Raw genomic sequence first — 26417 nt, forward strand, 5'->3', positions numbered from 1 at the left:
CGGCTATTTGAGGAAGTCGGGAACGTCGAGTTCCTCTTCCTGCTCCTCGAAGATCACCCGGGGACGTTTGGGAGGCTCCGACATGCGGGAGGTGATGGGCGTGGGCGGATTGGCCGGCTCGGGCGTGGGCCTCGGGATCGAGACGGGGCCGGACGGTCCGTCGGCCTCTCCGGACTCCTGCCTCCCCTCGTCGCGGCCCTCGCTCCTGCCGTCGTTCCGGTTGTCGGCCCTGCCGTCGGAACGCTCCGGCGCCGAGTCGTGCACGGGCTCGACCGGCCGCACCGGCTCGGGCCTGGCCTCGGCGCGCGGCTCGGGGCGGAACTCCGTACGCGGCTCAGGACGCGGCTCGGCACGCACCTCGGCACGGGGCTCGATGCGCGGCTCAGGCCTGACCTCCGGCCGCGGCTCGGGACGCACCTCGGCGCGGGGCTCGGGGCGCGGCTCGGGGCGGAACTCCGTACGCGGCTCAGGACGCGGCTCAGCGCGCAACGGAGGAGGGTCGGACTTCACACTCGGGGAGGCCGCGTTCGGCCGCGCAGGAGACGACACGGGCGGCGCCGCGGGGCGGCCCGCGGGCCTGGGCGCCTGCTTGTCGGACGGGCCCGGCACGTCGTCGAAGCCGGCCGCGATCACCGTGACCCGCACCTCGTCGCCGAGCGCGTCGTCGATGACCGTACCGAAGATGATGTTGGCGTCGGGCGCGGCGGCCATCGACACCAGCTGGGCGGCCTCGTTGATCTCGAACAGGCCGAGGTCGGAGCCGCCCGCGATGGACAGCAGCACGCCGTGCGCGCCGTCGATGCTGGCCTCCAGCAGCGGGCTGGAGACGGCCATCTCGGCGGCCGCCACCGAGCGGTCGTCGCCGCGCGCGTGGCCGATGCCCATGAGCGCCGAGCCGGCTCCCGACATGACCGACTTGACGTCGGCGAAGTCGAGGTTGATCAGGCCGGGCGTGGTGATCAGGTCCGTGATGCCCTGGACACCGGACAGCAGCACCTGGTCGGCCGCCTTGAACGCGTCGAGCACGCTGACCTGCCGGTCGGAGATCGACAGCAGCCGGTCGTTGGGGATCACGATGAGCGTGTCGACCTCGTCGCGCAGCGTCTCGATGCCCGCTTCCGCCTGCGAGGCCCTGCGTCGTCCCTCAAAGCTGAACGGACGGGTCACGACGCCGATGGTGAGCGCGCCGAGCGACCTCGCGATGTTGGCCACGACGGGCGCGCCGCCCGTGCCGGTGCCGCCGCCCTCGCCCGCTGTGACGAAGACCATGTCGGCCCCCTTGAGGACCTCCTCGATCTCCTCACGGTGGTCCTCGGCCGCCTTGCGGCCGACATCGGGGTTGGCGCCGGCGCCGAGCCCGCGCGTGAGCTCGCGGCCCACGTCGAGTTTCACATCGGCGTCACTCATCAGCAGCGCCTGGGCGTCGGTGTTTATCGCGATGAACTCGACGCCCTTGAGTCCCTCCTCGATCATCCGGTTGACGGCGTTGACTCCGCCGCCGCCGATGCCGACGACCTTGATGACCGCGAGGTAGTTCTGCGGTGCTGCCACGACGAGGGGCCTTTCCGCTCGTTGACTTGCCATTCCGGTGCGGATTGTCTCCGCTTTTTTGTCACTTCAGGTAACTCTCAACCTCAGGTTGAGATTTAGATTTATGTCAACCTGATGATTGATACGGACAGTAGGAGTTACGCTCCGGGCCGGTCAACTAACCGCGCCGCAAGCACGTCCGGCGTGTCGCGCGCTGTCCGTTTCGCTCCGCCGCCGCGCCAGATGGCGCGCCTCCTCTGCCGAAAGTCCGGCTTACAGGCTCTCATGTTCCGGGCCCCGGCTCGTACAGGCTCGGCGATCTGCTTGCCGCTGACTTGCCGGACCCTGACGATCACGATCACTTCAGCGTCACCACGTCCGGAGAGCTGACGTCGTAGAAGGTGGCGGATCGTTCCCGTTTGAGCAGCGAGGCCAGGATGCGGCCCTTCTCCTCGGGACGGTCGGAGCCGCCCCACAGGACCGTACGCCCGTCGGACAGCTCCAGCGTGATCCCCTCGGCCGTGCCCGCGCGCACCCGCCTGACCTTGCCCGCCACCTCGGGCGGAACGGCCTGGACGGCCTTGAGCGCGGCCGTCATGACCGGATCGCCGGGCACCGGGCGGTCGACCTTGAGCACGGGCAGCAGGGGCGGCAGCGTCGGTTTGACCTCGATCACCACGCCCTCGCCGTCGACGACCGCCACCTTGCCGCCGGTCTCGATCGCGGCGACCGGCTCGCGCTCGACCACCTCGATCTTGAGCGTGCCGGGCCAGACCCGGTCCACCTTGGCGGAGGCGAGCTGCCGGATGCCGAGGACGCGGCTTTCGACGCCGGCGAGGTCGACGGTGGCGAGGGGATGCAGCTCGGGCACGCCCGCCTGCTGTTTGATGCGCTCGCTCGGCACTGTGAGATTTCCCACGATCTCGATCGAGCGCACCCCCAGCACAGGCGAGAAGAACACCAGCCACGCGGTGATGCCCACCACGCCCGCCGTCAACAGCACCAGGAACGCCGTACGCGCCTTCATCGCCCTCCCCCCAGCATGCGGCTCATGTCGGCACCGAACCTACGCCGACGGCGGCCTGAAGCCCGCGCGCCACGCCCAAGAGCGCGCCTCGCTCAGGACAGGCGGGCGACGATCTGCGGCCCCAGCTCGGTGACGTCGCCCGCGCCCATCGTCAGCACGATGTCGCCGGGCCGCGCCCGCTCGGCCACCAGCGCCGGCACGGCCGACCTGTCGGGCGCGTACACCACCCGCTCGGGCGGCAGCGGCACCCGCCCGGCCACCATGGCGCCGGACACCCCCGGCTCCGGGTCCTCCCTGGCGCCGTAGACGTCGAGCACGATGACCTCGTCGGCGAGCCCCAGCGCGGCGCCGAACTCGTCGGCGAAGAACCGGGTGCGCGAGTACAGGTGCGGCTGGAAGATCGCGATGACCCGGCCGGTGCCGGAGTAGGAGGCCACCACGTCGCGGGCGGCGCGCAGGTCGGCGGCCAGCTCGGTCGGGTGGTGGGCGTAGCTGTCGAAGACCGCCACGCCCCCGGCCTCGCCCTTGGCCTCGAAGCGGCGCTTGGCCCCGGTGAAGGCCCCCAGGCCGTCTCTGATCTCCTCGAACGGCATCCCGAGCTCATCGGCCACGGCGATCACCGCCGTGGCGTTGAGCGCGTTGTGAGCCCCGGGAACGGCCAGCCTGACCTCTCCCCTGCCCTCGATGGAGAACACCGTGCCGAACCCGTCGGGCCGCACCTCGCCCACGCGGTAGTCGTCGCCGCGCACGCCGTAGGTCTTGACCCGCAGGCCGCGCTCGGTGGCGCGGCGCGCCAGCCCGGCCGCCCCGGGGTCGTCGGCGCAGCAGATGAGCAGCGAGCCGACCCGCTCGGCGAACCTCGCGAAGCTGTCGTGCACGGCCCGCGGGTCGCCGTAGTTGTCGAGGTGGTCGGCCTCGACGTTGGTGACCACGGCGATGTCGGGCGCGAGCATGAGGAACGAGCCGTCGCTCTCGTCGGCCTCGGCCACGAACACCCGCCCCTGACCGTCGTCGGCGCCGAGCCCGGTGGTGACGAGCTGGCCGCCCACGCAGTAGGACGGGTCGGCGCCGCACTTCTGCAGCGCCACGGTGAGCATGGAGGTGGTCGTGGTCTTGCCGTGGGTGCCGGCGATGGCGACGCCGGTGCGCCCGGCCATGACGGAGGCCAGCGCGGCGGCCCGCGGGATGATCCGCAGCCCCTGCTTGAGCGCCTCGCCCAGCTCGGGGTTGGAGTCGCGGATGGCCGTGGAGACCACGACGGTGTCGACGTCTCGGATGTGGGAGGCGGCGTGCCCGATGTGGACCGTGGCGCCCAGCTCGCGCAGCTCGGTGATCAGCTCGGAGCTGCGCGCGTCGCTGCCGGTCACGCGTACGCCGCGCTTGAGCAGGATGCGGGCGATGCCCGACATGCCCGCGCCGCCGATGCCGATGAAGTGCACGCGCCCAAGATCTTCGACGGCGACGGGATCGACCAGCTTCACGAGACTCATCGGGCTATCTCCAACACTTTCCTGGCGAGCATGATATCGGCGTCCTTGCTCCCCAGCCTGGAGGCGGCCTCCGACATGACGGCGACCCGCTCGGGGTCGTGGAGCATGGGCAGCACGTTCTGAATGATCCATTCGGCGGACAGCTCGGCGTCGTCGACCAGCAGCCCGCCGCCGCCCGCGACGATGCGCTCGGCGTTGATGCGCTGCTCGCCGTTGCCGTGGGGCAGCGGCACGTACGCGGCGGGCAGTCCCACCGCGGTCAGCTCGGCGCAGGTCAGCGCGCCGCTGCGGCACAGGGCGACGTCGGCGGCGGCGTAGGCGAGGTCCATGCGGTCGACGTAGGGCAGCAGGACGTACTGCGGGTCGCCGGGCGGCGGCTCGTGATCGACGGTGTTCTTCGGGCCCAGCACGTGGAGCACCTGCACCCCGGCCCTGCGCAGCGCGGGCGCGGCGGCCAGCGCGGCCTGGTTGATCGACCTGGCGCCCTGCGAGCCGCCGAACACCAGCAGCGTCGGCCGGTCGTTCTCAAGGCCGAACCACGAGCGCGCCTTGTCGCCCATGGACAGCCGGTCGAGCGTGGTGATCTCGCGGCGCAGCGGCGTGCCGACGAACTCGGCCTTGGGCAGCGCGGAGTCGGGGAAGCCGGTGAAGACGTGCTCGGTCAGCCGGGCGCCCAGCCGGTTGGCCAGCCCGGGACGCGGGTTGGCCTCGTGGACGACGATCGGCAGGCCGCGCCGCTTGGCCGCGAGGTAGGCGGGCGTGGCGACGTAGCCGCCGAAGCCCACCAGGATGTCGGCCTGCACCCGGTCGAGGATGCCCGCCGCGGCGTTGATCGCCCCCGCGAGCCGCCCGGGCACGGTGAGCAGGCTCGGCGTGAGGGTCCTGGGCAGCGGCACGGCGGGCACCAGCTCCAGCTCGTAACCCCGCGCAGGCACGAGCCGCGTCTCCAAGCCGCGTTCCGTGCCCACGCAGGTGATGCCGACGCTCTGGTCAAGATGGCGCAGCGCGTCCGCAAGGGCGAGCGCGGGCTCGATGTGCCCGGCCGTCCCCCCACCGGCGAGGACCACCCTCATCTCGGTCACTCCCTAACGTGTCGCTCGGCCTCTGGTCGTACGCCGCAGGCCCAGCCAGCTTAGGGCCCGGGCGGCCGGTCCGGGGCCACGTGCCGCCAAGGCCTCGCGCGCTCCCGGCTCGCGCCGGGCGAACGACAGCAGCATGCCGAGCGCCGCGAGCGTGGGCAGCAGTGACGAGCCGCCGTACGAGACCAGCGGCAGGGGGATGCCGGTGATCGGCAGCACCCCCAGCACCGCGCCCATGTTGACGGTCGCCTGACCCACCACCCACGCCACCGTGGCGGCCGCGGCGAGCCTGGTGAAGGCGTCGTTGACGCGTATGGCCACCCGCAGGCCCGCGTAGCCCAGCAGCCCGAACAGCGCCACGACGGTGAGCGTGCCCATGAGCCCCAGCTCCTCGCCGATGATGGCGAAGATGAAGTCGCTCTCGCTGTTGGGCAGCCAGCTCCACTTCTGCCGGCTCTCGCCCAGGCCGACGCCGAACCAGCCGCCCGAGCCGATCGCGATCTGCCCCTGCACGGCCTGGTAGCCGTCGCCCTGCGCGTCGGCCCACGGGTCGAGGAAGGAGCTGATGCGCGCGGTGCGGTACGGCTCCACTTTGATCGCGATGACGGCGGCCAGCACCGCGAGCGCCATGAAGCCGCCGAACAGCTTGATCGGCGCGCCCACCACCCACAGTAGCGCGAGAAAGATCATGAAGAGTACGAGCGTGGTGCCGAGGTCGCTGCCCAGCATGACCATGACGGCCAGGATCGCGGTGCCGGGCAGCAGCGGGAGCAGCATCTGCCGCCACTCGATGCGGCCCTGCTTGGCCCGCCTGGCCAGCAGGTCGGCCCCCCACAGCGCGAGCCCGAGCTTGGCCGGCTCCGACGGCTGGATGGTCAGCGGGCCGAGGTAGATCCACCGCTGCGCGCCCCACTCGGCCGAGCCGACGAACAGCACCATGACCAGCGCGATGATCGACAGCGCCATCAGCGGGTAGCCGGCCCAGCGGAAGAACTTGACCGGCAGCCGCGAGCACACGTACATGAGCGGCACGCCGATCGCGGCCGACAGCGACTGCTTGATGAACCACGAGAACGGGCTGCCGGTCTTGTTGAGCGCCTCGATGCTGGAGGCCGACAGCACCATCATCAGCCCGAGCGCGAGCAGCAGCGCGCTGCACATGATGATCAGGTAGTAGGTGGCCAGCGGCTTGTCGAGCAGCTCCTTGAGCGCGAGCAGCTGCTCGCGCAGGAAGCTCTGCGGGCTCTCCTCGGCGCGCGCCGGCCGCACCCGCTCCTCAGCGCTCGTGCTCACGTCGCGCCCTCAGCTCGCGTACGGCACGCGCGAAGGCCTCCCCTCGCGCCGGATAGTTCGCGAACATGTCGAAGGATGCCCCCGCCGGGGAGAGCAGCACGGTGTCGCCTGGCGAGGCCAGCCGGGCCGCTTCGGTGACGACTTTGTCCATCGCACCAGTGTCCCGATCCGCGATGTCCACGAGGGGGACATTCGGCGCGTGTCGCGCCAGGGCTTCGGCGATCCTGGCGCGGTCGGCGCCGATCAGCACCGCCGCGCGCAGCCGCGGGGCGGCCTGGCGTACCAGGTCCTCCACGTCCGCGCCTTTGAGCAGGCCGCCCGCGATCCACACCACCGAGCGGTAGGAGGCGAGCGCCGCGGCCGCGGCGTGCGGGTTGGTGGCCTTGGAGTCGTCGACGTAGTCGACCTCGCCGATCCTGTCGACGTGGGCGAGCCGGTGCGGGTCGGGCACGAAGTCGCGCAGCCCCTGGCGTACGGCCTCGGCGGGCACGCCGAGCGAGCGGGCCAGGGCGGCGGCGGCCAGCGCGTTGGCCACGTTGTGCGGCGCGAACGGCTTGATGTCGTCAAGGGTGGCGAGCTCTTCTGCGGCGTCCACGGGGTCGGCCACGAACGCGCGGTCCACCAGCAGGTCCTCGACCACGCCGATCTCGCCCCGCCTGGGGATGCGCAGCGTGAACCCGACCGCGCCCGGGTAGGGGGCGGCCAGCCTGGCGGCCTCGGGGTCGTCGGCGTTGTAGATCACCGTGCCGGCGCGCTCGAAGATCCGGCCCTTGGCGGCGGCGTACTCCTCCATGGAGCCGTGCCAGTCGAGGTGGTCGGGCGCCACGTTGAGCACCGCGGCGGCGTGCGGGGCCAGCGTGGACGACCAGTGGAGCTGGAAGCTCGACAGCTCGACGGCCAGCGCGTCGTACGGCTCCCCCACCGCGCGCACCACGGGCACGCCCACGTTGCCCACGGCCAGCGCCTTGCGGCCGGCGGCCAGCAGGATCGAGGTGAGCATGCGCACGGCGGTGGTCTTGCCGTTGGTGCCGGTCAGCGCCAGCCACGGCGCCGCCTGCCCGGAGCGCAGCCGCCAGGCCAGCTCGACCTCGCCGACGACCTCGACCCCGGCCTTCAGCGCGGCGTCGATGAGCGGGTGGTGCGGCGGCCAGCCGGTGGTGACCAGCCGCGTCACCCCCTCCGGCAGCGCCATCTCGCCGAACCTGGTCTCCACGCCGACGCGGGCGAGCTCCGCCGCCGCGGCGAGCTGCCGCTCGCCCTCCGTCGCCTCGACCACCACGACCCGCTCGCCCCGCGCGGCCAGCACCTCGGCCACGGCGGTGCCGGACACGCCGAGCCCGGCGACACACGTGTACGTCATGGCCTGGGCATCCACTCGACGTAGAACAGCCCGAGGCCGAGCGCCGCGCACAGCATGGCGATCAGCCAGAAGCGGACCACGATCGTGGTCTCCGCCCAGCCCTTGAGCTCGAAGTGGTGCTGCAACGGCGCCATTCTGAACACCCGTTTCCCGGTCATCTTGAAGGATCCGACCTGGATGATGACCGACAGCGTGATGATCACACACAGGCCGGCCAGGATGATCAGCAGGAGCTGGGTACGGGTGGCGATGGCCAGGCCGGCCAGCACGCCGCCCAGCGCGAGCGAGCCGGTGTCGCCCATGAAGATGCGGGCGGGCGGCGCGTTCCACCACAGGAAGCCGATGAGCGCCCCGAGCACGGCGGCGGCCACCACGGCCAGGTCGAGCGGGTCGCGCACCCAGTAGCAGTTGGGGCCGAGCTGGTCGATGCAGTTGTTGCGCAGCTGCCAGTTGCCGATCAGCACGTACGCCGCGAGCACCGTGCCGGTCGCACCGCTGGCCAGGCCGTCGAGACCGTCGGTGAGGTTCACCGCGTTGGAGAACCCGACGATCATGATGAGCACCCAGATGGTGAACCCGACGATGCCGATCGAGGGGCCGAAGTCGCGCAGGAACGACAGCCGGGTCTCGGCGGGCGTGATGCCGTACACGTTGGGCTGGCGGACCACCAGGACGGCGAAGACCGCGCCCACAATGAGCTGGCCGAGCGCCTTGGCGCCGCTGCGCAGGCCCAGGCTGCGCTGCTTGTAGATCTTGATGAAGTCGTCGAGGAAGCCGACCGCGCCGAGTCCCGTCATCAGGAACAGCACCAGCATGCCCGACACGGTGACGGGGGTCAGGGTGGCCAGGTGTGAGGCGCCGTAGGCGAGCAGGGCGGCCAGGACGAACACCGTGCCGCCCATGGTGGGGGTGCCCCGCTTGCCGAGGTGCGCCTGCACGCCCTCCTCGCGGACCTGCTGGCCGATGCCGCGCCGCGAGAACAGCCGGATCGCCAGCGGGGTGCACAGCATCGAGAGGACGAGGCCAACCGCGCCGGCGATGATGATGTTGGTCACTGGGGGGCACCTCCGAGCACCAGCTCGGCCGTTCGCTCCAGGCCCATCGCTCGCGGGCCCTTGATCAATACCGCGTCACCTGGCCGCAGCCACGCGGCGAGCTGCGCCGCCGCGGCCTCGGCGTCGGAGACGTGCACGACGGTCGTGGGGCGGCCGAAGCCGCCGGGGACGGCCGGGGGCGGACCGCCCGCCGGTCCGCCGGGAGGTCCGATGGGCGGCCCGCCCGCGGGCGGCTGCCACCCCTGCACCGGCGCGGGCGCACCGGGCACACCGGGAACGGGCCCACCGGGGCCCTGCGGCCCGGAGGCGGACGCACCGGGCGCCTGAGGCACACCGGCGGGGGCACCGGAAGCCTGCGGCCCGGGAAGCTGCGGACCCTGAGGGCCGGAAACGGACGCTCCGGGAAGCTGCGGACCCTGAGCCCCGGGAACACCGGGAGCCTGCGGAACCGCGCCCTGAGGACCGGGGGCACCGGGACCCGGGACGGGCGCGCCCGGGGCCTGCGGCCCGTAGGCGGGGGCGCCGGGCCCCTGCGGACCCGCGGCCTGAGGACCGGACACGGGCGCCCCGGGACCTTGGGGGTCGGAAGCGGGCTCGGGCGGCGCGGAGGTCTGGGCGGCTTCCTGGGCGGCGGCTTCCAGCGCGGCGGCCGTCTCCATGGCGGCGGCGCGCGCCCCCTGCAGGACCGGCTCGGCGTCGGGACCCGCCACGATGAGCCCGGCGAGACCGGCGCCGCCGGCCAGACGGCCGAGCTCGGTGTTGAGCTCCCCGCTGTCCTCGCCGAGCTCGCGCAGCGCCGCGATGACCGCGAAGCGCCGCCGCCCGCGGCCGATCACGTCGAACGCCTGGAAGGCGGCCCGCATGGAGTCGGGGTTGGCGTTGTAGGCGTCGTTGACCACGGTGACGCCGTCGGGCCGGTCGGTGACCTCCATCCGCCACCGGCTGGCCGGCGTGGCGGCCGACAGCTCCTCGGCGATGGTGGCCACCGGCAGCCCCAGCTCGTAGGCGGCCGCGGCGGCGGCGAGCGCGTTCTCGACGGCGTGCGCGCCGATCAGCTTGAGCGACACGTGCGCGGAGCCCGAGGGGGTGCGCAGCGTGAACGAGGCCCGCCCGCGCACGTCGACCACGACGTTCTCGGCCCTGATCGCCGCCTGCTCGCCCTGCCCGAAGTACGTCACCCGCGCCTCGGTGCGCGAGGCCATGCCGCGCACGAGCGGGTCGTCGGCGTTGAGCACCGCCACGCCGTCGCGCGGCAGCGCCTCGACCAGCTCGCCCTTGGCCTTGGCGATGGCCTCCTTGCCGCCGAACACGCCGAGGTGGGCGGTGCCGACGTTGAGCACGACGCCGATCTTCGGGGGCGCGACGCGGGTCAGCTCCTTGATGTGGCCGATGTTGCGCGCGGCCAGCTCCAGCACCATGTAGCGGGTGTCGAGGTCGGCCCGCAGCACGGTGAGCGGGTGGCCGAGCTCGTTGTTGTAGCTGCCGACGGGCGCGATGGTCGGCCCGATCCGCCCGGTGAGGCGGGCCAGCAGGTCCTTGGTGGTGGTCTTGCCCGCCGACCCGGTCACGCCGATGACGGTCGCCTTCGTGAGCGTGCGCACCTGCGCGGCGGCCAGCTCGGCGAGCGCGGCGGCGGCGTCGGGGACGATCACCGCGGGCGCGTCGACCGGCCTGCTCGCGAGCACGGCGACGGCTCCGTCGCGTACGGCCTGGGCGGCGAAGTCGTGACCGTCGGCCCGCGAGCCCTTGATGGCGACGAAGAGGGATCCCGGTTCTACGGCCCGCGAGTCGATCACGACGGGCCCGCGCACCACCGCGCGGGGATCGGCCATGCCCGACAGGGCGCCCGAGGTAATCTCGGCGATCCTGGCCAGAGGCAACGGGATCATTAGTGCTTCCTGCTTTCCTTGCGTGCGTCGATCGCTTCGGCGACCACTTCGCGGTCGTCGAAGGGGATCACCTCGCCTGAGACGTACTGGCCCTGTTCGTGACCCTTGCCCGCTACGACGATCACGTCGCCGCGCCCGGCCCGGGCGATCGCCAGGCCGATGGCGGCCGCGCGGTCGGGCTCAATGATCACATGAGCGCGGTGGTGCCGGGGAACGCGGAGCGCCCCTTCCATCATCGCGGCGAGGATGGCCAGCGGATCCTCGGATCGCGGGTTGTCGCTCGTAAAGATTGCCACATCGGCCAGTTGCGCGGCGATTTCCCCCATGAGTGGGCGTTTGCCGCTGTCGCGGTCGCCGCCGCAGCCGAGCACGATCGTCAGGCGGCCCTCGGTGACCGAGCGCAGCGAGCGCAGCACCGACTCCACGGCCCCCGGCTTGTGCGAGTAGTCCACGACGGCCTGGAACTCGTCGTCGGCGCCCGTGACGCGCTGCATGCGTCCCGGCACCCCGGCGAGCGTGCCGATGCCGTGCACGGCCGCCTGGAGCGGCACGCCGGCCTCGACGAGCGTCACCACGGCGCCGAGCGCGTTGGCCACGTTGTACGGCCCGGGCAGCGCCACGGTCGCGTCGGCCTCGACCCCGCCGGGGCCCACCACGCGGAACGCGCTGCCGTCGGAGCCCAGCCTGGTGTCCACCGCCCGCCAGTCGGCCTCGGGGTCGCCCAGCGCCGAGAACGTGGTCAGCGGCACCTTCGCCAGCTCCAGCAGCTCGCGGCCGTAGCGGTCGTCGATGTTGGTCACCCCGACGCGGCTCATCTCCGGCTGGAACAGCCTGACCTTGGTCGCGAAGTAGTCCTCGAAGTCCTTGTGGAAGTCGAGGTGGTCCTGCGACAGGTTGGTGAACAGGGCGACGTCGTAGTAGACGCCGTCGACCCTGCCGAGCGCCAGCGCGTGGCTGGAGACCTCCATGGCCGCCGCCGTGACGCCCTCCTCGCGCATGAGCGCGAACAGGCCGTGCAGGTCGGTCGCCTCGGGCGTGGTGAGCCTGGGCTGGAAGCGCAGCTCGCCGGCGTGGATCTCGACGCCGCCCACCAGGCCCGCACGGTGACCGGCGGCCCGCAGGCCGGCCTCGATCATGAACGTGGTGGTGGACTTGCCGCTGGTGCCGGTCACGCCGAGTATCTGGATGTCGTGGGCCGGCTGGCCGTACACCCAGGAGGAGATCTGCCCGAGCAGGGCGCGCGGGTCGGACACGACGAGCACGGGCAGCCCGGTGGCCACCGCGGCCTCGCGGCCCGCGCGGTCGGTGAGCACGGCCGCGGCCCCGTTCGCCATCGCGTCGGCGGCGAACTCGGCGCCGTGCACGCGGTTGCCGGGCAGCGCGACGTACAGGTCGCCGCGCCTGACCTCGCGCGAGTCGATGGTGACGCCGGTCAGCACGGCGTGCGGCGAGCGCGACGTGCCCGACTCGGCGTCGAGCATGGTCGCGAGCCCGCTCAGCGGGCGGGGCGGGCTGGTCGTGGGACGCATAGACGACGGGGGACGCACGGCGAGAGCGTACCTTCCCTGGTCACTGTCCCGCGCCGACCCGCACCGGCGAGACGGCCGAGCCTGTGGGAGGAATCTTCTTGCTCTTGATGGCGAACGTCATCACATCCTTGAAGACGGGGGCCGCGAGCTGCCCGCCGAAGTGCCCGTTCTTCGGGTTCTGCAGCACCGACAGCACCACCAGGCGTGGTTTGTCGGCCGGCGCGAACCCGGCGAACGACGCCGTATAGCCGTCATAGCGGCCGAGTTCGGCATCGTAGCGGTTCGCGGTGCCCGTCTTGCCCGCAACGCGATATCCGTCGATGGCGGCGAGCTGCCCGGTGCCCTCCTCGCCCACGGCGCTCTCCAGCATCGTCGTGATCTCCTTGGCCGTCGTCTCGCTCACCACCCTGGTCTGCTTACCGGGAGGAGCGGGGACGAACCTGCCGTGCTCGTCCGTCGTGCCGGCCACGATCTGCGGCTCGATCTTGACGCCGCCGTTGGCGATGGTCTGGTAGACGCTGGCCATCTGCAGCGCGGTCACCGAGACGCCCTGCCCGTAGGCGACCGTGCAGTTCTGGCTGCCGGACCACTTCTTGTAGTCGGGCAGCAGGCCGGCCTCCGCGCCGGGCACGCCGCCGCCTGGCCTGCTGCCGAAGCCGAACGCCTTGAGCATGGCGTGCAGCCGCTCGCTGCCGACCTTGCGCGCCGCCATGACCGTGGCCACGTTGCTGGACTGCGCCATGGCCTGGCGGAACGTCATCGGCTCCGTCTTGTGGCTGTGGGCGTCGCGCAGCACCTGGTCGGCGCACTTGATCCGGTCGGGCACCCGGTAGACCGTGTCGGGCGTCACCACCTTGGCCTCCAGCGCCGCCGCGGCGGTGATCACCTTGTTGGTGCTGCCGGGCTCGAACACGACGGAGGCCGCCTTGTTGACGAAGCTCGACTCGGGAGCCTTGCGCCAGTTGTTCAGGTCGAGCTCGGGCGCGTTGGCCATGGCGATGATCTGAGCCGTCTGGACGTCCATGACGATCACGGTGCCGCTGTCGGCGCCCGACTTCTTCACCTGATCGGCGATGGACTTCTGGGCCGCCCACTGGATGTCGCGGTCGATGGTCAGGCGCACGTCACGGCCGTCGACAGGCGGCGTCTGCTCGCTGCTGGTCATCGGGATCTGCTGGCCGTCGCGGCCGGTCTCGACGCGCATCTTGCCGTCGCGGCCGGCCAGCAGCTCGTTCTTCTCGCGCTCGATGCCGCCGAGCCCGGTGCCGTCGTCGCCGACGAACCCGATGAGGCTGCCGGCGAGGTCGCCCGCTGGGTAGTCCCTGCGGTAGGTCTTCTTCGCCGCCAGCGACGGGATCTTGGCCTGCAGCAGCCGGGTCGCGACGAACGGGTCGACGCCCCTGGCGAGCAGCTGGTAGCGGGTGTCCGTCCTGGCCAGCTTGGCGGCGATCTCCTGCTCGCTCTTGCCGAGCTGCTGGGCGAGGACGCTCGCCACCTCGGCGCGTTTCCCCGAGGGCACCTTCGTCGGGTCGATCGACAGGTCGCGCGCCTCGCGGGTGACGGCGAGGTAGTGGCCCTTGACGTCGGTGATCGAGCCGCGCTTGGCCGGGATCGCCACAGTCTGCACGCGCTGCTCGGCCGCCGCGGCCTCGTACACCTTGGCGTCGAGCCCCTGCATCTGGATGAGCCGGCCGGCGAAGATCGACAGCACGAACGTCATGCCGATCAGGCCGATGTTGATGCGCCTGCGCGGGTTGCCGAGCCGCAGCACGAGCGGCGGGCGCGGCGGCGGCCGCCGCGGTCCCCTGGGCGGCGGCACGTCACCGCCACGGGAGGCGCCGCGAGAGCCGCTGTGGGGGGTGCGCCTGGCCGCCGCGCCGTCACGGTCCCGGGCGGCGTCCTGCCGGGCGCCTGCGGCCCCTCTGGGACCTCCCGGCGGGGCGCCCGCGGCTCCTCGGGGGGCACCGGACGGTGTGCGGCGCAGCGGGCCGTCCTGGCCGCGCCCCCGGGGCTCCTCGTCCCCCGGACGGCGCGCCTTGCCGCCGGGCTGCCCGGCCGCCTTGGAGCCCGCCGCCGATCCCGTACGGCCGGCGGGACCCGGCCTGCCGGCGCCGCCGGGCCTGGCGGTCCTGCCCCGATCGTCGTCGCGCCCCTGCACGCGCCCGCGCAGCCGGTCGGCCTCGTCGCGGGGGGCGCGCCCGCGCGGGCGGCCGTCGTCGTCACGGCCCTGGGCCGCGCGCCCTCTCGGCCGCTCGTCGTCGCGGGGAGCCCTGCGGGGGCCCGCGTCATCGTCGTCACGGGGACGCCTGCGCCCGGCCGGCCGGTCGTCGCCGCGCGAGCGGCCCCGCGCGTCGCCTGCGGGACCGAACGCCTCGGGCCCGAACGGCAGGTCGAGGGGGTCGTCGGGGTCGCGACGGCGGCGCGGCGGCTCCTGCGACGGCGGGCGGCCTTCACCGGAGGGCCCGCCGCGCCCCGAGCCGCCGCTCTGCCGTGTCGTCCTTCCGGGACCGCCCGGCGTACGACGAGCGGCGCCGGGCCCTCCTTGAGAGCCGGCGCCGCCTGCGCCGCGGCCGGGGCCCTGCCCCCTGCCGCCTGATTCCCTCACCGTTCCGTGTCCGCCTGGTTCGGCCGTCCGTCGCTGGTGTAGGCGTTGACCTCGTCCCAGTCGGGGTGCTGCCCCTGCATCTCGGCCAGCCGGGCGATGTTGCCCGGCTGGGTCTTGAGCTGATATTCCTGGTCGATCTTCTCGTTCTCGCGCCGCGCCACCGCGATCTCCTCGCGCAGCTTGGCGTCGGTGATCGTGTCCTGGGCCAGCATCGTGTTGAGCAGCAGCAGGCTCACCAGGCCGCCGCAGAGCAGGCCGACGACGAGCAGGACGAACGGCGTGCGCTGCCGGCGCGCGGGGCCACGGCCGCCCGAGGGGCGTGCTGCGGGCGCCTTGCGCACGCGTGCGCCGGCCGCCTCGCCGGGCCTGCGCTCACTGGCGGGCGCAGTGACAGGCGCGGTGACAGGCGCGGTGGCGGGCGCGGCGGCGCGCGTGGAGGGCTTGCCGCGTTCGGGTGCGGCGGTCCTGCCGCGCGTGGGAGCCTTGGTCCGTTCGGGCGCGGGCGCCTTGCCGCGTACGGGAGCCGCCTTGGCACGACCGCGCGCGGGAGCGCCGCTCGCCGCGGCAGCGCCCGTGGAGCCGCCCGCACGCGCGTCCAGGCGCGCGCGCTCGGCGGCCGAGCGCCTGCCCGCCGCTTCGGAGCGCACGTCGGCTCGCGCCTCGGCCCGCACGTCGGGACGGGGCCGGAGCTTGGGCTGCTGCGACACGGCCGGCCTGCGGACGCCCGTCCTGGGCACCGCGCGGCGGACGGGAGCCCCCCGGCCGGTCTCCTGCTCAGTCGTCAACACGGATCCTCTCTGCCGCCCGTAGCCGGGCCGAGGCCGCCCGCGGGTTGCGGGCGATCTCTTCTTCGCTCGGGAGCTCTGCTCCCCTCGTCAGCAGGCGGAACCTCGGCTGGTGAGCCGGAAGCGGGACGGGCAGCCCGGGGGGGCTGGTGTCCCTGGTTCGCGCCGTGAGGGCCTGCTTGGTGAGCCGGTCCTCGAGTGAGTGGTAGGAGAGCACGACGACTCGCCCACCGAGCGCCAGCGCGTCGAGCGCCGCGGGCAGCGCCGCCTCCAGGGCGGACAGCTCCGCGTTCACCTCGATGCGCAGCGCCTGGAAAGTCCTCTTGGCGGGGTTGCCCCCGGTGCGCCGGGTCGCGGCGGGGATGGCCTCGCGAACGATGTCCGCGAGCCGCTTCGTCGAGGTTATTGCCTCTTTGGCACGTTCTCTGATGATCAGGCCCGCGACACGCTGAGCGAATCTCTCCTCGCCGTAGTCACGCAGGATGCGGGTGAGGTCGGCGGCGGAGTACGTGTTGACCACCTGCTCGGCCGTGAGCTCCTGGGAGGTGTCCATGCGCATGTCGAGCGGCGCGTCATAGGAATAGGCGAACCCGCGCTCGGCCTCGTCGAGCTGCGGCGATGACACGCCGAGGTCGAACAGCGCCCCGTTGATCGTGGTGCGCCCGGCACGCGCGAGCACGTCGGGCAGGTCTGCGGACGAGGCGTGGACCAGGGTGATGCGGTCGGCGTAGGGGCTCAGCCTGCGGGTGGAGTGTTCGATCGCGTAGGGATCGCGGTCGATGCCGATGAGGTGGAGCGCCGGGTGGGCGGCGAGCAGAGCGGCGGAGTGACCGCCGAGTCCGAGGTTGGCGTCGACGACGACGGGGTCGGGGCCGGACAGCGCGGGGCCGAGCAGCTCCAGAACGCGGTCGAGCATCACCGGAACGTGACCGCCCGTGGCGACGCTGTCGTCCATCTCCAACCCCCCTTTCGCGTCCTTGCTCGCGGATGACGCGTTCATCGATCGATCGCCGGTCATTCCTGGGTCCCCAACCGGCGCCGCCCGGCCAGGTCCCCATCCGCACCCTCTTCGTGGACGCCCGCCATCTGACACCGGGGAAGGTGCATCAGCTGACGGACAGTGGTTGCGGGTGGAGACCTCGCCGAACGACATCACCGACGGATCGACCGTGGTTCTTTTACAGAATCCCTGGCAGCACCTCCTCGGACAGTTCGGCGAACGCCTGCTCCTGTGCACTGAGATAGCTGTCCCAAGCCTGTGCGTCCCAGATCTCCAGCCGGGTGTTGGCCCCGATGACGACGCAGTCACGTTCCAGGCCCGCGTACGTGCGGAGACTCTGTGGAATGGTGATGCGTCCCTGCTTGTCTGGTTTCTCGTCGGACGCGCTGGCGAAGAAGACGCGGCTGTAGTCACGCACCGCCTTGGCGGTGACCGGGGCGGTGCTGAGAGCCTCGGTAATGCGCTGGAACTCCTCCACGGGAAAGACGTAGAGGCATCGCTCCTGGCCTTTGGTGATCACAAGACCCTCCGCCAGCTCCTCACGGTACTTAGCCGGCAGGAACAGCCGTCCCTTGTCGTCCAGACGCGGTTGATGGGTGCCGAGGAACACCGGCCCCACCTCCCGTGCCTCGTGAAGCGCTCAGCGCTGGTGCACCGTGCCCTCCACTGCGCACCACCATACTCCACTTCTCCCCACCGTCAACTGATTCGAACCGTCTTCATCATTGGTTTCCCTTGCGTTACCGCAGGTCAGAGGCATGGCTCAGGGTGGAGCGGGGTGCGGCGGCGGTCCCCGCCATGGGCGTGTCGAGGCTTTGAAACCGCCTTCAAATAGGCCCCTCAGGGGAGGGGCGAAGCGTGGAGTGGAGGAAAGTGGAGCGCTCGGTGGAGGGCGGCGCCGGGGCCTTCCCGCGGTCCTTCGAGTGCGCTGTGTCACGGGATTCGCACGACCATGCCACAAGAACCGGAACATGACCGGTGTTCCCTGAATATCCACAAATGTCGCTACGGAACCCGCAGCGTCGTAGGGTCGTACAGAACAATGGAAAAGGAATGGCATGGCTCCCGCAAAGGCACCGTACCGGGACAGCCGTCGCACTTCTCATGGAGGCCTGGTGGCAGTTACCCATGACGTCCCTCCCCAGCTCGACGAGCTGGTCACCACCGCCCACCGGATCCGGCAGGCCATCGAATCGGTGATCGAGGGCAAGAGCGACGCCGTCCGCCTCACCCTTACCGTCCTGCTTTCCGAAGGCCACCTCCTGATTGAGGACGTGCCGGGCGTCGGCAAGACGATGCTCGCCAAGGCGCTGGCCCGCTCCATCGACTGTCCCGTGCGCCGTGTGCAGTTCACCCCCGACCTGCTGCCCAGTGACATCACCGGGGTGAGCGCGTACAACCAGCAGACGCGGGAGTTCGAGTTCAAGCCCGGTCCCGTGTTCGCCAACATCGTCGTCGGCGACGAGATCAACAGGGCCTCGCCCAAGACGCAGTCCGCGCTCCTGGAATGCATGGAAGAGGGCCAGGTGACGGTGGACGGGCGAACGTACCAGCTCGAGTCGCCGTTCATGGTGATCGCCACCCAGAACCCCGTCGAGATGGAGGGCACCTACCCCCTTCCCGAGGCCCAGCGCGACCGCTTCACCGCCCGCGTGGCGATGGGCTACCCCGAGCCGACCGCCGAGCTGGAGATGCTCGACGTGCACGGCGGCACCTCGCCGCTCGACAAGCTGGAGCCGGTCGCGACCACCGCCGAGGTGCGCGCCCTCATCGAGGCCGTACGCGGCGTCTACGTCTCCCAGGCCATCAAGAAGTACGCCATCGACCTCGTCGTGGCCACCCGCCACTCCCCCGACCTGCGGCTCGGCGCCTCACCGAGGTCCACGCTGCAGCTCGTGCGCGCCGCCAGGGCGCACGCGGCGCTGTCCGGCCGCGACTACGTCATCCCCGACGACCTGCAGGACCTCGCCATCCCCGTGCTCGCGCACCGCCTGCTGCCCAGCATCGAGGCCCAGGGCCAGCGCCGCCTGCCGGAGCACGTCGTGGCCGACCTGGTCAGGCGGGTGCCGGTGCCGGAGACGCGGGGCACCTGATGACGGGCATCCAGGACCTGCGCCCGCGGGGCAGGGCGCGGTGAGGGCCGGGCTGCGGGCACTGACCTCCCGTGGCAGGTCGTTCCTGGCGTCGGGGATCGCGGCGCTGCTCATGGCGCTGCTGCTGGGCGAGAACGACCTGTTCAGAATCGGTGTCCTGATCACGGCGCTGCCGCTGCTCGCCGCGATGGTGGTGGCGCGGACCCGCTACCGGCTGAGCTGCGCCCGCCGGCTCGACCCGGCACGCACCGAGGTGGGCGGCGAGGCCACCGTGACCCTGCGGCTGGAGAACGTCACCCGCCTGCCCACCGGCCTGCTGCTCATCGAGGACACGGTGCCGTACGCGCTGGGCGTCCGCCCCCGGTTCGTGCTGGACCGGGTCGAGGCCAGGGGCGTGCGGGAGATCGACTACCGGGTGCGCTCCGACCTGCGCGGGCGCTACACGATCGGGCCGCTGTCGATCCGCATCGCCGACCCGTTCGGACTGGTGGAGCTGACCCGCTCGTTCACGATCAGCGACACGCTCGTGGTGACGCCGCAGGTGGTGGCGCTGCCCCACGTACGGCTGTCGGGCGAGTGGGCGGGCGGCGGCGAGAGCCGTACGCGGAGTGTGGCGGCGGCCGGCGACGACGACGTGGCCCCGCGCGAATACCGGCAGGGCGACGACCTGCGCCGGGTGCACTGGCGCTCGACCGCCCGCCATGGCGAGCTGATGGTGCGGCGCGAGGAACAGCAGTGGCAGAGCCGCGGCGCGCTGCTGCTCGACACCCGCAGGCACGCGCACCGCGGCGAGGGCCCGCGCTCGTCGTTCGAGGTGGCCGTCTCGGCGGCGGCCTCGATCGGCGTGCACCTCTCCCGCGAGGGCCTCGGCCTGCGGCTGGTCACCGACCAGGGCGCCGAGCACCTGACCGACCAGGGCAGCCAGTCGCTGCTCGACACGCTCGCCGTCATCAGGCACAGCCCGGCGCGCTCCCTGGAGATGGGCGTGTCCGCGCTGCGCCAGGGCGGCGGCGACGGGCTGATCGTGGCCGTGCTGGGCGCGATGGAGCCGGAGGAGGCCAGGGAGCTGGCCAGGCTGCGGCACAGCAGCATCACCGGGGTGGCGGTGCTGCTGGACGTGAGCTCCTGGGAGGGCGGTGACCGCACCGCCGCGGAGAACCACCTGGCCGTGCAGACGATCCTGGCCGGGTACGGCTGGCGCATCGTCAACCTGCCCGCCGGCGTCTCCATCGCCTCGGTCTGGCCGGACGCCGCCAACCGCGGCAGATACGTGCTCGATCCCACGGGAGGGGCGGCATGAGACTGACGATCGCCTCGGGGGCGGCCTCCTTCGCCGCCGCCTTCCTGCTCTACCCCCTCTTCTCGGGCGGTTCGTGGTTTTGGACCTCGCTCGGCGCGGTACTCTCCGTGGTCGCGGCGGGCCTGCTGAGCAGCCGGCTGTCGCTGCCCGCGTGGGCGGCGCCGCTGGTGGGGCTGGCGGCCGCGTGGATCTTCCTGACCGTCTCGTTCGCGTCCGGCAAGGCGTGGGCGCTGGTGGTGCCCACCAAGGACTCGGTGGCGGAGCTGATCAGGCTGCTCGGCGTCGGATGGGCCGACATCCAGCGGTTCGCGGCGCCCGTACCGGACACCGAGGGCATCACGCTGCTGACGGCGGGCGGCGTGGCGCTCATCGCGATCGCCGTGGACCTGCTCGCCGCGCGGCTGCGCCGGGCGGCGCTGGCCGGGCTGCCGCTGCTGGCGCTCGCCACGGTGCCGGCGACGATCCTCGCCGACCCGATCAGCTGGCCCGCGTTCATCATCGCCTCGCTCGGCTTCATCGGGCTGCTCATCTCCGACGGGCGCGAGCGGATCGGCCACTGGGGGCGTGCGGTGCTGGTACGCCGTACGCGCGCGGTCAATCTCTCCCAGGAGAGGACGCCGCGCGACACCGCCGACACCAGCGGGCTGCGGCTGTCGGGCAAGCGCATCGGGTTCGCGGCGATCCTGCTGGCCGTGCTGCTGCCGGCGGCGCTGCCCACGATGGAGCCGGTGTCGTTCTTCACCTTCGGCGTGGGCGGCAGGGGCTCGGGGCCCGGCAATTCGATCAGCATCCCCAACCCCATCGCCAACCTCAAGGGCCAGCTCCAGCTGCCGCAGCGGCGCGTGGTGCTGACCTACTCCAACAGCGACAACAGGCCGCGCTACCTGCGGATCTACGCTCTGGACACGTTCGACGGGCAGCAGTTCGGCATGACCCAGCCGAAGGGCGCGCCGCAGAACAGGACCGAGAACGGCCCGCTGCCCGACCCTCCGGGGCTCGGCCCGCGGCCGAAGATCAGGGACGTCCGGACGAACATCCGGATCAGCGACGAGATCGCGAAGCTCCAGTTCCTGCCGCTGCCGTATCCGCCCCGGCAGATCGACATCGACGGCGACTGGCGGGCCGACGTGGACACGCTCATGGTCTTCTCCACCCGCGAGGAGGCCGCGGGCGCCGAGTACGAGGTCCGCACCACCGAGCCGGAGCCCACCGCCGACCTGCTGGACGCGACCGACAGCCTGCCGTCCGAGGCGGACGACCGCTTCCTCGCCCTGCCGGAGAACCTGCCGCCCGGCATCAGGGAGCTCGCCGACGAGGTGACCGCCGAGGCGCGCACCCGGTACGAGGCCGCGGTGATGCTGCAGAAGTTCTTCACCACCGACGGCGGCTTCATCTACAGCCTGGAGACGCAGGGGCACAGCAACTCGGCGCTCGCCGACTTCCTGCTGCGCTCCCGGGCCGGCTACTGCGAGCAGTTCGCCGCCTCGATGGCGGTGCTGGCCCGGCTGGTCGGCATCCCGTCGCGGGTGGCGATCGGCTACACCGGCGGCACCAAGGTCGGCGACCACTGGGAGGTCGGCACCAACGACTCCCACTCCTGGCCCGAGCTGTACTTCGAAGGCGTGGGCTGGCTGCCGTTCGAGCCGACGCCGGCCGGCGCCGCCGGGCAGGGCAGCGCCCGGGTGCCCGAGTACTCCCAGCCCAGGCCCGAGCCGTCGACCGGCTCCACCAGCGAGCCGTCGACCGGCACCACCAGCTCCGAGGCCGACGAGCCGCAGAACCCGCAGGCCCGGCGCAACACCCGCGAGCTGGACCGCGAGGGCACGGTCGCGACCGGCACGACGCCGCCGGACGACTCGATGCCGCTGGCCGCCAAGATCGGCATCGGGGCGGGCGCGCTGCTGCTCGTCCTGCTGATCCCGGCCGGTCTGCGGCTGATCTCCCGTAACCGCCGGGTACGCCGCCTCACCTGGAAGGTCTCCCAGCCGTCCGACGAGCTGACCGCCAGGATGGTCACCCGCCGCGGCCAGGCGACCGTCGCCGCCGTATGGGCCGAGCTCGACGACGTCCTGTACGACTACGGCATGGCCCGCCTGCCGAGCGAGACGCCGCGCGCGCTGGCCCGGCGGCTGACCGAGCAGTACGAGTTCGACGCCGAGTCCGCGGCGGCCATGGCGGCCATCGCGCAGAGCGTCGAGCGGGTGCTGTTCGCCCGCGATCCAGGCCGGATCGCTCCCATGGGCAAGGAGCTGCGCCGGGTACGCCTGGCGCTGGCGGCCACCGTCTCGCGCGGGCGGCGGGTGCGCGCCGTGCTGCTGCCGCCGTCCACGCTGCGGCGGATGCGGCAGGTGGGCGAGCGGCTGCTCGACGGGTTCGACCTGCTGGAGACCATCCGCCTGCGCCGCACTTCGGCCCAGCGAGGCGCCTGACCCACGGAAGGCGACCGCCCAGCCCTCTGCTTTCACGGGCTGGGCGGTCGCGCCGCGTCTGGGAGTGTTGTGCCGGCCGGCCCGGCCCGAAACGACGCTCGCGGGAGGAAGCCGACGACGGCGGTGAAGAGCGCGCGGCCGTCTGGACGAGGTGGCCGCCGACCGACCGCAGCCGACGATGGCGGGTGTCGCGGCTCAACGAGAGCGACGCCTACGGACTCCTGCCGGCGACGGGGTGCGAGGCTCGACGTTGCCTGAACGGAGCGGCGGCCGGAAGACGATGGCCGGGATGGTGCTGGGAGGACGCGAGAGAACCGGGCACGGGATCCGGCACCCGGTGAAGCCTGGACGGGGCACGGACAAGCTGCCGGTACCGGCTGACGGTGGGCGTGCCAGCGGCCGTCCCCTACCGGGGGCGGCCGCGACGCTTGCCCGGATGGGTCAGCGTTCGTCGTGACGACGGCGCCAGCGCTCTTCCATGCGCTCCATGAAGGTGCCTCGGTTGCCCCGGCGGGCCTGCTTGCCCGGAGGGGTGGCCGTGCCGGCACCGGGGCCGTCGCCGAATCCATTCATCTTTTTCCAGCTGGACAGGCCCCACAGACACGCGGCGAGCATGACCACGAAACCGCCGACGCCGAGCGGGATCAGGGCGGTGCCGCTGATGACCACGCCGACCATCATGATGACGACGCCGAGCGCAAAGCCGATGGAGGCTTTGACCAGGCGACGCTTGTAATGGCTGCGCGGGTCGCTGATCCTTACGGTGTTGGCCCACTTCGGGTCCTCGGCGTAGAGGGCCTGCTCGATCTGGTCGAGCAAGCGCTGCTCGTGCTCAGAGAGCGGCACGGCGCCTCCCAAGGACGGCCCCAGGACGGGGAAGACGGCAACGGACGACACGGGGTGTCCGAACCTCGCGGTCGGTTATCCCCAGAATACGAGGCTGTAGACGTAGGCGAAAGCAAACGTCCAACGCAGACCAAACCGGAGGCGACGTCATAGCTCTATTGTGGCTCATCTCGCCCCCCTTCCCCCCAAATCCTGACACGGACGCCCCCAGCAAGTCCTGACATCGAACGTCATGTCTCTATTTCATCAAGCTTGCCACGTACCAGCGACGCCGGGAGCACCGCGTCGGGACCGAATCTCTGGATGGCCCGGTCCATGGCCTGCTCCGCCTCGCGCCACCCGGTCTCCTTCTCTCCGATGCTGAGCTGGCGGGTGGCCTCGCCGGCCGGTCGCAGGTTCTCCATCCGGACCCCCACCAGGCGCAGCCGCACCCGCTGAAGCCCGGCCGCCTCGAACAGCTCGCAGGCGGTGGCGTAAATCACCTGCGCCACGTCGGTCGGCTCGCGCAGCGTACGCGACCGGCTGATCGTGGTGAAATCGGCTCGGCGTAGCTTCACACTTACTGTCCTTCCCACGTGACCGGCCTTACGCATGCGAGCTGCGACCCGCTCCGACAGGCGCAGCAGCTCGCGCTTGATCACGTCGGGATCGTCGACGTCGGTGGCGAACGTCTCCTCGTTTCCGATGCTCTTGTCGGGCACGTGCGCGGTCACCGGGCGTTCGTCGCGCCCCCAGGCCAGGGCCGCCAGATGACCGCCCACCGCCTGCCCCAGCTCACGCTGGAGGGTGGCGGGCGGAACCTTGGCGAGGTCGCCGACCGTACGGATGCCCAGGCGCACCAGCGCCTGCTCGGTGCGCTCGCCGACGCCCCACAGCGCCGAGACCGGCAGCGGATGGAGGAAGTCGACCACCTCGTCGGCGGGCACCACCAGCAGGCCGTCGGGCTTGCACTGCTTGGAAGCGAGTTTTGCGATGAATTTGCTGCTCGCCACGCCCACGGAACACGTGATGCCGTAGCGTTCGAACACCTGCTCCCTGATCATGGCGGCGACCGTCGCGGGCGGGCCGAGCCGCCGCCTGGCACCGCCCACGTCGAGGAACGCCTCGTCGGAGGCGATGGGCTCCACCAGCGGGGTGATGGCGTGGAAGATCTCCATGACGCCCTTGGAGACCTCGGCGTACTTACCGTGGCTCGGCGGGATGATCGTGGCCTGGGGGCAGAGCCGGCGCGCCCGGCTCATCGGCATCGCCGAGTGCACGCCGAACGCCCTCGCCTCGTACGTGGCGCTGAGCACGACGCCGCGCCCGGCGGGCGAGCCCACGATCACCGGACGCCCCTTCAGCTCGGGTCGCTCGAGCAGCTCGACGCTGGCGTAGAAGGCGTCCATGTCGACATGGAGGATCGGGCAGCCGCTGTCATCGGCCCCGGTGCGCGGAGCGGGGCCGATGCCGGTGATCTGCTTGCGAGACACGCAGCCGATTCTATCCGAACAGACGTTCTATACCGAGGGGAGCGGCCATCGTTTCCCTTCTCTTTCCTCCGGCTCAGGCCCGGTGCGCGAGCACGTGGAGCTGCGTGGCGATGTCGCGGAGCACGGGATGGGTCGAGGCGGCCTGTTCGAGCGCGACCAGCGACTCCGCCGCGCCGGGCTCGCCGTCGATCAGCCGGCTCGGCACCAGGTCGGCGAAGACCCGCACGCCGTGGATGGAGCCCACCGTGAATCCGGCCGCCTCCAGCAGCTCGGCCAGCGTATCCGCGGAGAAGCGGCGCGGTGTCGGGTCGCGGTCGCCCCACGTGCCGACCGGATCGGCCAGCACCGCCCTGGCCTCCTCGAACTGCCCGGCCAGCGCCCGGTGGATGGCGCTCGCGACCGGGTTGGCGGCCAGCACGCTGACCGTGCCGCCCTTGCGCAGCAGCCCCGCGACCGCGGTCAGCGCGCTGGTCGGGTCTTCCACGTACTCCAGCACGCTGTGGCACAGCACCAGGTCGGCCGACTCGTGGCTGAGCAGGTCGCTCAGGTCGGCCGCGTCGCCCTGGATGCCGCGCACGCCCACGCCGCGCTCCTTGGCCCGGCGCTCCAGCGCGGCCAGCGAGTCGGGGCTCGGGTCGACGACGGTGACGGAGTGACCCAGCTCGGCCAGCGGCACGGCGAACCCGCCGGTGCCGCCGCCGGCGTCGACGATGTCGAGCGACTCCCGCCCGGTGGCCGCCGTGCGCTCGGCCAGCATGGACCGCAACGCCTCCCAGACGACGGCGGTGCGCACCGCCGGGGTCCTCGTGGTGACGCCTTCTGCCCGCAACCTCGGCTCGCCTCCCTCTCCGCCGCGACCGGCGCCCCTGCGGCGGCTCCCGGACGCCCCGGGCATCCGCCGCTCAACGCGCGGTTCCGCGAACGCGCGTCCTGCGAAACGTGCACTTCGCGGACGGCTTTCTACGTGGACGCGCCCCAGCCTACGCCGTACGCGGCAGCGCCCGCTCCACACCAGGAAGACCCATTACCGCCGGCCCCCGGCCGCCCCACCCGTCGCCAGGCCGCATCCCTGGCGGCCGTCACACGAGGCCGTCCGGCTCGCCGCTCCCACGCCGGTACGGAAGCGCAAGGCGACGACGCGCGGGATGGTGCGCGCCGCCTGCCCAGGAGTCCCCCGCCTCGGCTCGGGAACGGCCGTCAGCGGCGCCTGGTGGGAACGCCCTGCACGGTGGCTCTGGGATGCTGGGGATGCGCATCGGCGCGCAGCACCCGGGCGATCTGCGCCGTCCCCAGCTCTCGGATGCCGCGCGTAGCCTCTCGTGGGAGCCCGGCACGGTTGCGCGTGGAAAGCGCCTGCGCAGGCGTGCGTGGCACGGGCCCATCGCGGGCGCCACGGGCCCCGCGCGGCCTCTCACCCCTCGTGCCGGTGCGGTGCGCGGACTCGCGGGGACGCAGTCGCACGACACGTTCCGGTCCCCGCGCGGCCTCTCACCCCTCGTGCCGGTGCGCAGCGGCGTGCCGGCGCTCGCCACCAGCGTGCCGAGGCTCGTCATCCGGGCACCCGAAGGAGCCTCGCACGGGACCTGCCCGGCGATGCCGAAGTCGGTCAGCACCACCCGGCCCTCCCGGTCCGGG

At 72.2% G+C, this 26417-nt stretch carries 18 protein-coding genes and 1 pseudogene; 3 read left to right on the forward strand and 16 right to left on the reverse strand.

All coding sequences use genetic code 11. From position 1 onward, the window contains the following. Window positions 1–3: 3 nt before the first annotated feature. From ftsZ to mraZ, 13 genes and pseudogenes are all read right to left on the reverse strand, one after another. Window positions 4–1551: a cell division protein FtsZ gene (gene ftsZ / locus AB0K67_RS08175; protein ID WP_364054819.1), complete on the reverse strand. Its 1548-nt coding sequence runs from the start codon at window positions 1549–1551 to the stop codon at window positions 4–6. Window positions 1552–1888: 337 nt separating this feature from the next. Next, window positions 1889–2557 carry an FtsQ-type POTRA domain-containing protein gene (locus AB0K67_RS08180; RefSeq protein ID WP_364054822.1) on the reverse strand — a complete coding sequence of 223 codons (669 nt, stop codon included), beginning with the start codon at window positions 2555–2557 and terminating at the stop codon, window positions 1889–1891. A gap of 92 nt (window positions 2558–2649) precedes the next feature. After that, complete coding sequence (murC, locus tag AB0K67_RS08185; RefSeq protein ID WP_364054825.1) at window positions 2650–4047, reverse strand: UDP-N-acetylmuramate--L-alanine ligase; 1398 nt, start codon at window positions 4045–4047, stop codon at window positions 2650–2652. Beyond that, window positions 4044–5120 carry an undecaprenyldiphospho-muramoylpentapeptide beta-N-acetylglucosaminyltransferase gene (gene murG, locus AB0K67_RS08190; protein WP_364054828.1) on the reverse strand — a complete coding sequence of 359 codons (1077 nt, stop codon included), beginning with the start codon at window positions 5118–5120 and terminating at the stop codon, window positions 4044–4046. Before murG ends, murC begins: the two co-directional genes overlap by 4 nt. Window positions 5121–5132: 12 nt before the next feature. Further along, window positions 5133–6419, reverse strand: coding sequence for a putative lipid II flippase FtsW (gene ftsW / locus AB0K67_RS08195; protein WP_364054831.1), 1287 nt, complete (start codon window positions 6417–6419; stop codon window positions 5133–5135). Beyond that, on the reverse strand, window positions 6403–7779 hold the full coding sequence (gene murD / locus AB0K67_RS08200) for a UDP-N-acetylmuramoyl-L-alanine--D-glutamate ligase (RefSeq protein WP_364054834.1): 1377 nt from the start codon (window positions 7777–7779) through the stop codon (window positions 6403–6405). Before murD ends, ftsW begins: the two co-directional genes overlap by 17 nt. Continuing rightward, complete coding sequence (gene mraY, locus AB0K67_RS08205; RefSeq protein WP_364054837.1) at window positions 7776–8834, reverse strand: phospho-N-acetylmuramoyl-pentapeptide-transferase; 1059 nt, start codon at window positions 8832–8834, stop codon at window positions 7776–7778. Before mraY ends, murD begins: the two co-directional genes overlap by 4 nt. A 659-nt stretch (window positions 8835–9493) precedes the next feature. Next, window positions 9494–10723, reverse strand: a pseudogene (murF, locus tag AB0K67_RS08210) (UDP-N-acetylmuramoyl-tripeptide--D-alanyl-D-alanine ligase); the annotation flags it as partial. Beyond that, window positions 10723–12252, reverse strand: coding sequence for a UDP-N-acetylmuramoyl-L-alanyl-D-glutamate--2,6-diaminopimelate ligase (locus AB0K67_RS08215; RefSeq protein WP_364054840.1), 1530 nt, complete (start codon window positions 12250–12252; stop codon window positions 10723–10725). The pseudogene murF and the gene AB0K67_RS08215, both read right to left, overlap by 1 nt. 40 nt (window positions 12253–12292) lie before the next feature. Next, window positions 12293–14857, reverse strand: coding sequence for a penicillin-binding transpeptidase domain-containing protein (locus AB0K67_RS08220; RefSeq protein WP_364054843.1), 2565 nt, complete (start codon window positions 14855–14857; stop codon window positions 12293–12295). Next, a complete protein-coding gene (locus AB0K67_RS08225) occupies window positions 14854–15642 on the reverse strand; it encodes a hypothetical protein (RefSeq protein ID WP_364054846.1) in 789 nt (262 codons plus the stop codon). Before AB0K67_RS08225 ends, AB0K67_RS08220 begins: the two co-directional genes overlap by 4 nt. Continuing rightward, window positions 15632–16597: a 16S rRNA (cytosine(1402)-N(4))-methyltransferase RsmH gene (gene rsmH / locus AB0K67_RS08230; RefSeq protein WP_364054849.1), complete on the reverse strand. Its 966-nt coding sequence runs from the start codon at window positions 16595–16597 to the stop codon at window positions 15632–15634. The genes AB0K67_RS08225 and rsmH overlap by 11 nt, the downstream gene beginning before the upstream one ends. A gap of 223 nt (window positions 16598–16820) precedes the next feature. Continuing rightward, a complete protein-coding gene (gene mraZ / locus AB0K67_RS08235; RefSeq protein ID WP_364054852.1) occupies window positions 16821–17252 on the reverse strand; it encodes a division/cell wall cluster transcriptional repressor MraZ in 432 nt (143 codons plus the stop codon). 505 nt (window positions 17253–17757) lie between these two features. Between mraZ and AB0K67_RS08240 the strand changes: the two genes are divergently transcribed. From AB0K67_RS08240 to AB0K67_RS08250, 3 genes are read left to right on the forward strand one after another with little or no spacing between them, the layout of a single operon-like run. Next, window positions 17758–18735: a MoxR family ATPase gene (locus AB0K67_RS08240; RefSeq protein WP_364054855.1), complete on the forward strand. Its 978-nt coding sequence runs from the start codon at window positions 17758–17760 to the stop codon at window positions 18733–18735. A gap of 40 nt (window positions 18736–18775) precedes the next feature. Beyond that, complete coding sequence (locus tag AB0K67_RS08245; protein ID WP_364054858.1) at window positions 18776–20035, forward strand: DUF58 domain-containing protein; 1260 nt, start codon at window positions 18776–18778, stop codon at window positions 20033–20035. Further along, window positions 20032–22464 (forward strand): DUF3488 and transglutaminase-like domain-containing protein, encoded by a 2433-nt coding sequence (locus AB0K67_RS08250; protein WP_364054861.1) that lies wholly within the window; start codon window positions 20032–20034, stop codon window positions 22462–22464. Before AB0K67_RS08245 ends, AB0K67_RS08250 begins: the two co-directional genes overlap by 4 nt. 441 nt (window positions 22465–22905) lie before the next feature. Here AB0K67_RS08250 and AB0K67_RS08255 read toward each other — a convergent pair whose 3' ends face one another. From AB0K67_RS08255 to AB0K67_RS08265, 3 genes are all read right to left on the reverse strand, one after another. Next, the gene (locus AB0K67_RS08255) at window positions 22906–23310 is read right to left on the reverse strand and encodes a DUF3040 domain-containing protein (protein WP_364054864.1); all 405 of its coding nucleotides are present in this window, start codon (window positions 23308–23310) and stop codon (window positions 22906–22908) included. Between the two features lie 230 nt (window positions 23311–23540). Beyond that, window positions 23541–24782, reverse strand: coding sequence for a DNA polymerase IV (locus AB0K67_RS08260; RefSeq protein ID WP_364054867.1), 1242 nt, complete (start codon window positions 24780–24782; stop codon window positions 23541–23543). Window positions 24783–24855: 73 nt separating this feature from the next. After that, the gene (locus AB0K67_RS08265; RefSeq protein WP_364054870.1) at window positions 24856–25575 is read right to left on the reverse strand and encodes a methyltransferase domain-containing protein; all 720 of its coding nucleotides are present in this window, start codon (window positions 25573–25575) and stop codon (window positions 24856–24858) included. Window positions 25576–26417: the final 842 nt, after the last annotated feature.

This window comes from Nonomuraea sp. NPDC052634, assembly GCF_040678535.1.
In the GTDB taxonomy this organism is placed as follows: domain Bacteria; phylum Actinomycetota; class Actinomycetes; order Streptosporangiales; family Streptosporangiaceae; genus Nonomuraea; species Nonomuraea fastidiosa.

What these genes read in the sequence shown, in the direction of transcription:
- AB0K67_RS08180 (WP_364054822.1), bottom strand. Translation starts at nt 2,557, where the DNA reads ATGAAGGCGCGTACGGCGTTCCTGGTGCTGTTGACGGCGGGCGTGGTG.
- murC (WP_364054825.1), bottom strand. Translation starts at nt 4,047, where the DNA reads ATGAGTCTCGTGAAGCTGGTCGATCCCGTCGCCGTCGAAGATCTTGGG.
- murG (WP_364054828.1), bottom strand. Translation starts at nt 5,120, where the DNA reads ATGAGGGTGGTCCTCGCCGGTGGGGGGACGGCCGGGCACATCGAGCCC.
- murD (WP_364054834.1), bottom strand. Translation starts at nt 7,779, where the DNA reads ATGACGTACACGTGTGTCGCCGGGCTCGGCGTGTCCGGCACCGCCGTG.
- AB0K67_RS08215 (WP_364054840.1), bottom strand. Translation starts at nt 12,252, where the DNA reads ATGCGTCCCACGACCAGCCCGCCCCGCCCGCTGAGCGGGCTCGCGACC.
- rsmH (WP_364054849.1), bottom strand. Translation starts at nt 16,597, where the DNA reads ATGGACGACAGCGTCGCCACGGGCGGTCACGTTCCGGTGATGCTCGAC.
- AB0K67_RS08250 (WP_364054861.1), top strand. Translation starts at nt 20,032, where the DNA reads ATGAGACTGACGATCGCCTCGGGGGCGGCCTCCTTCGCCGCCGCCTTC.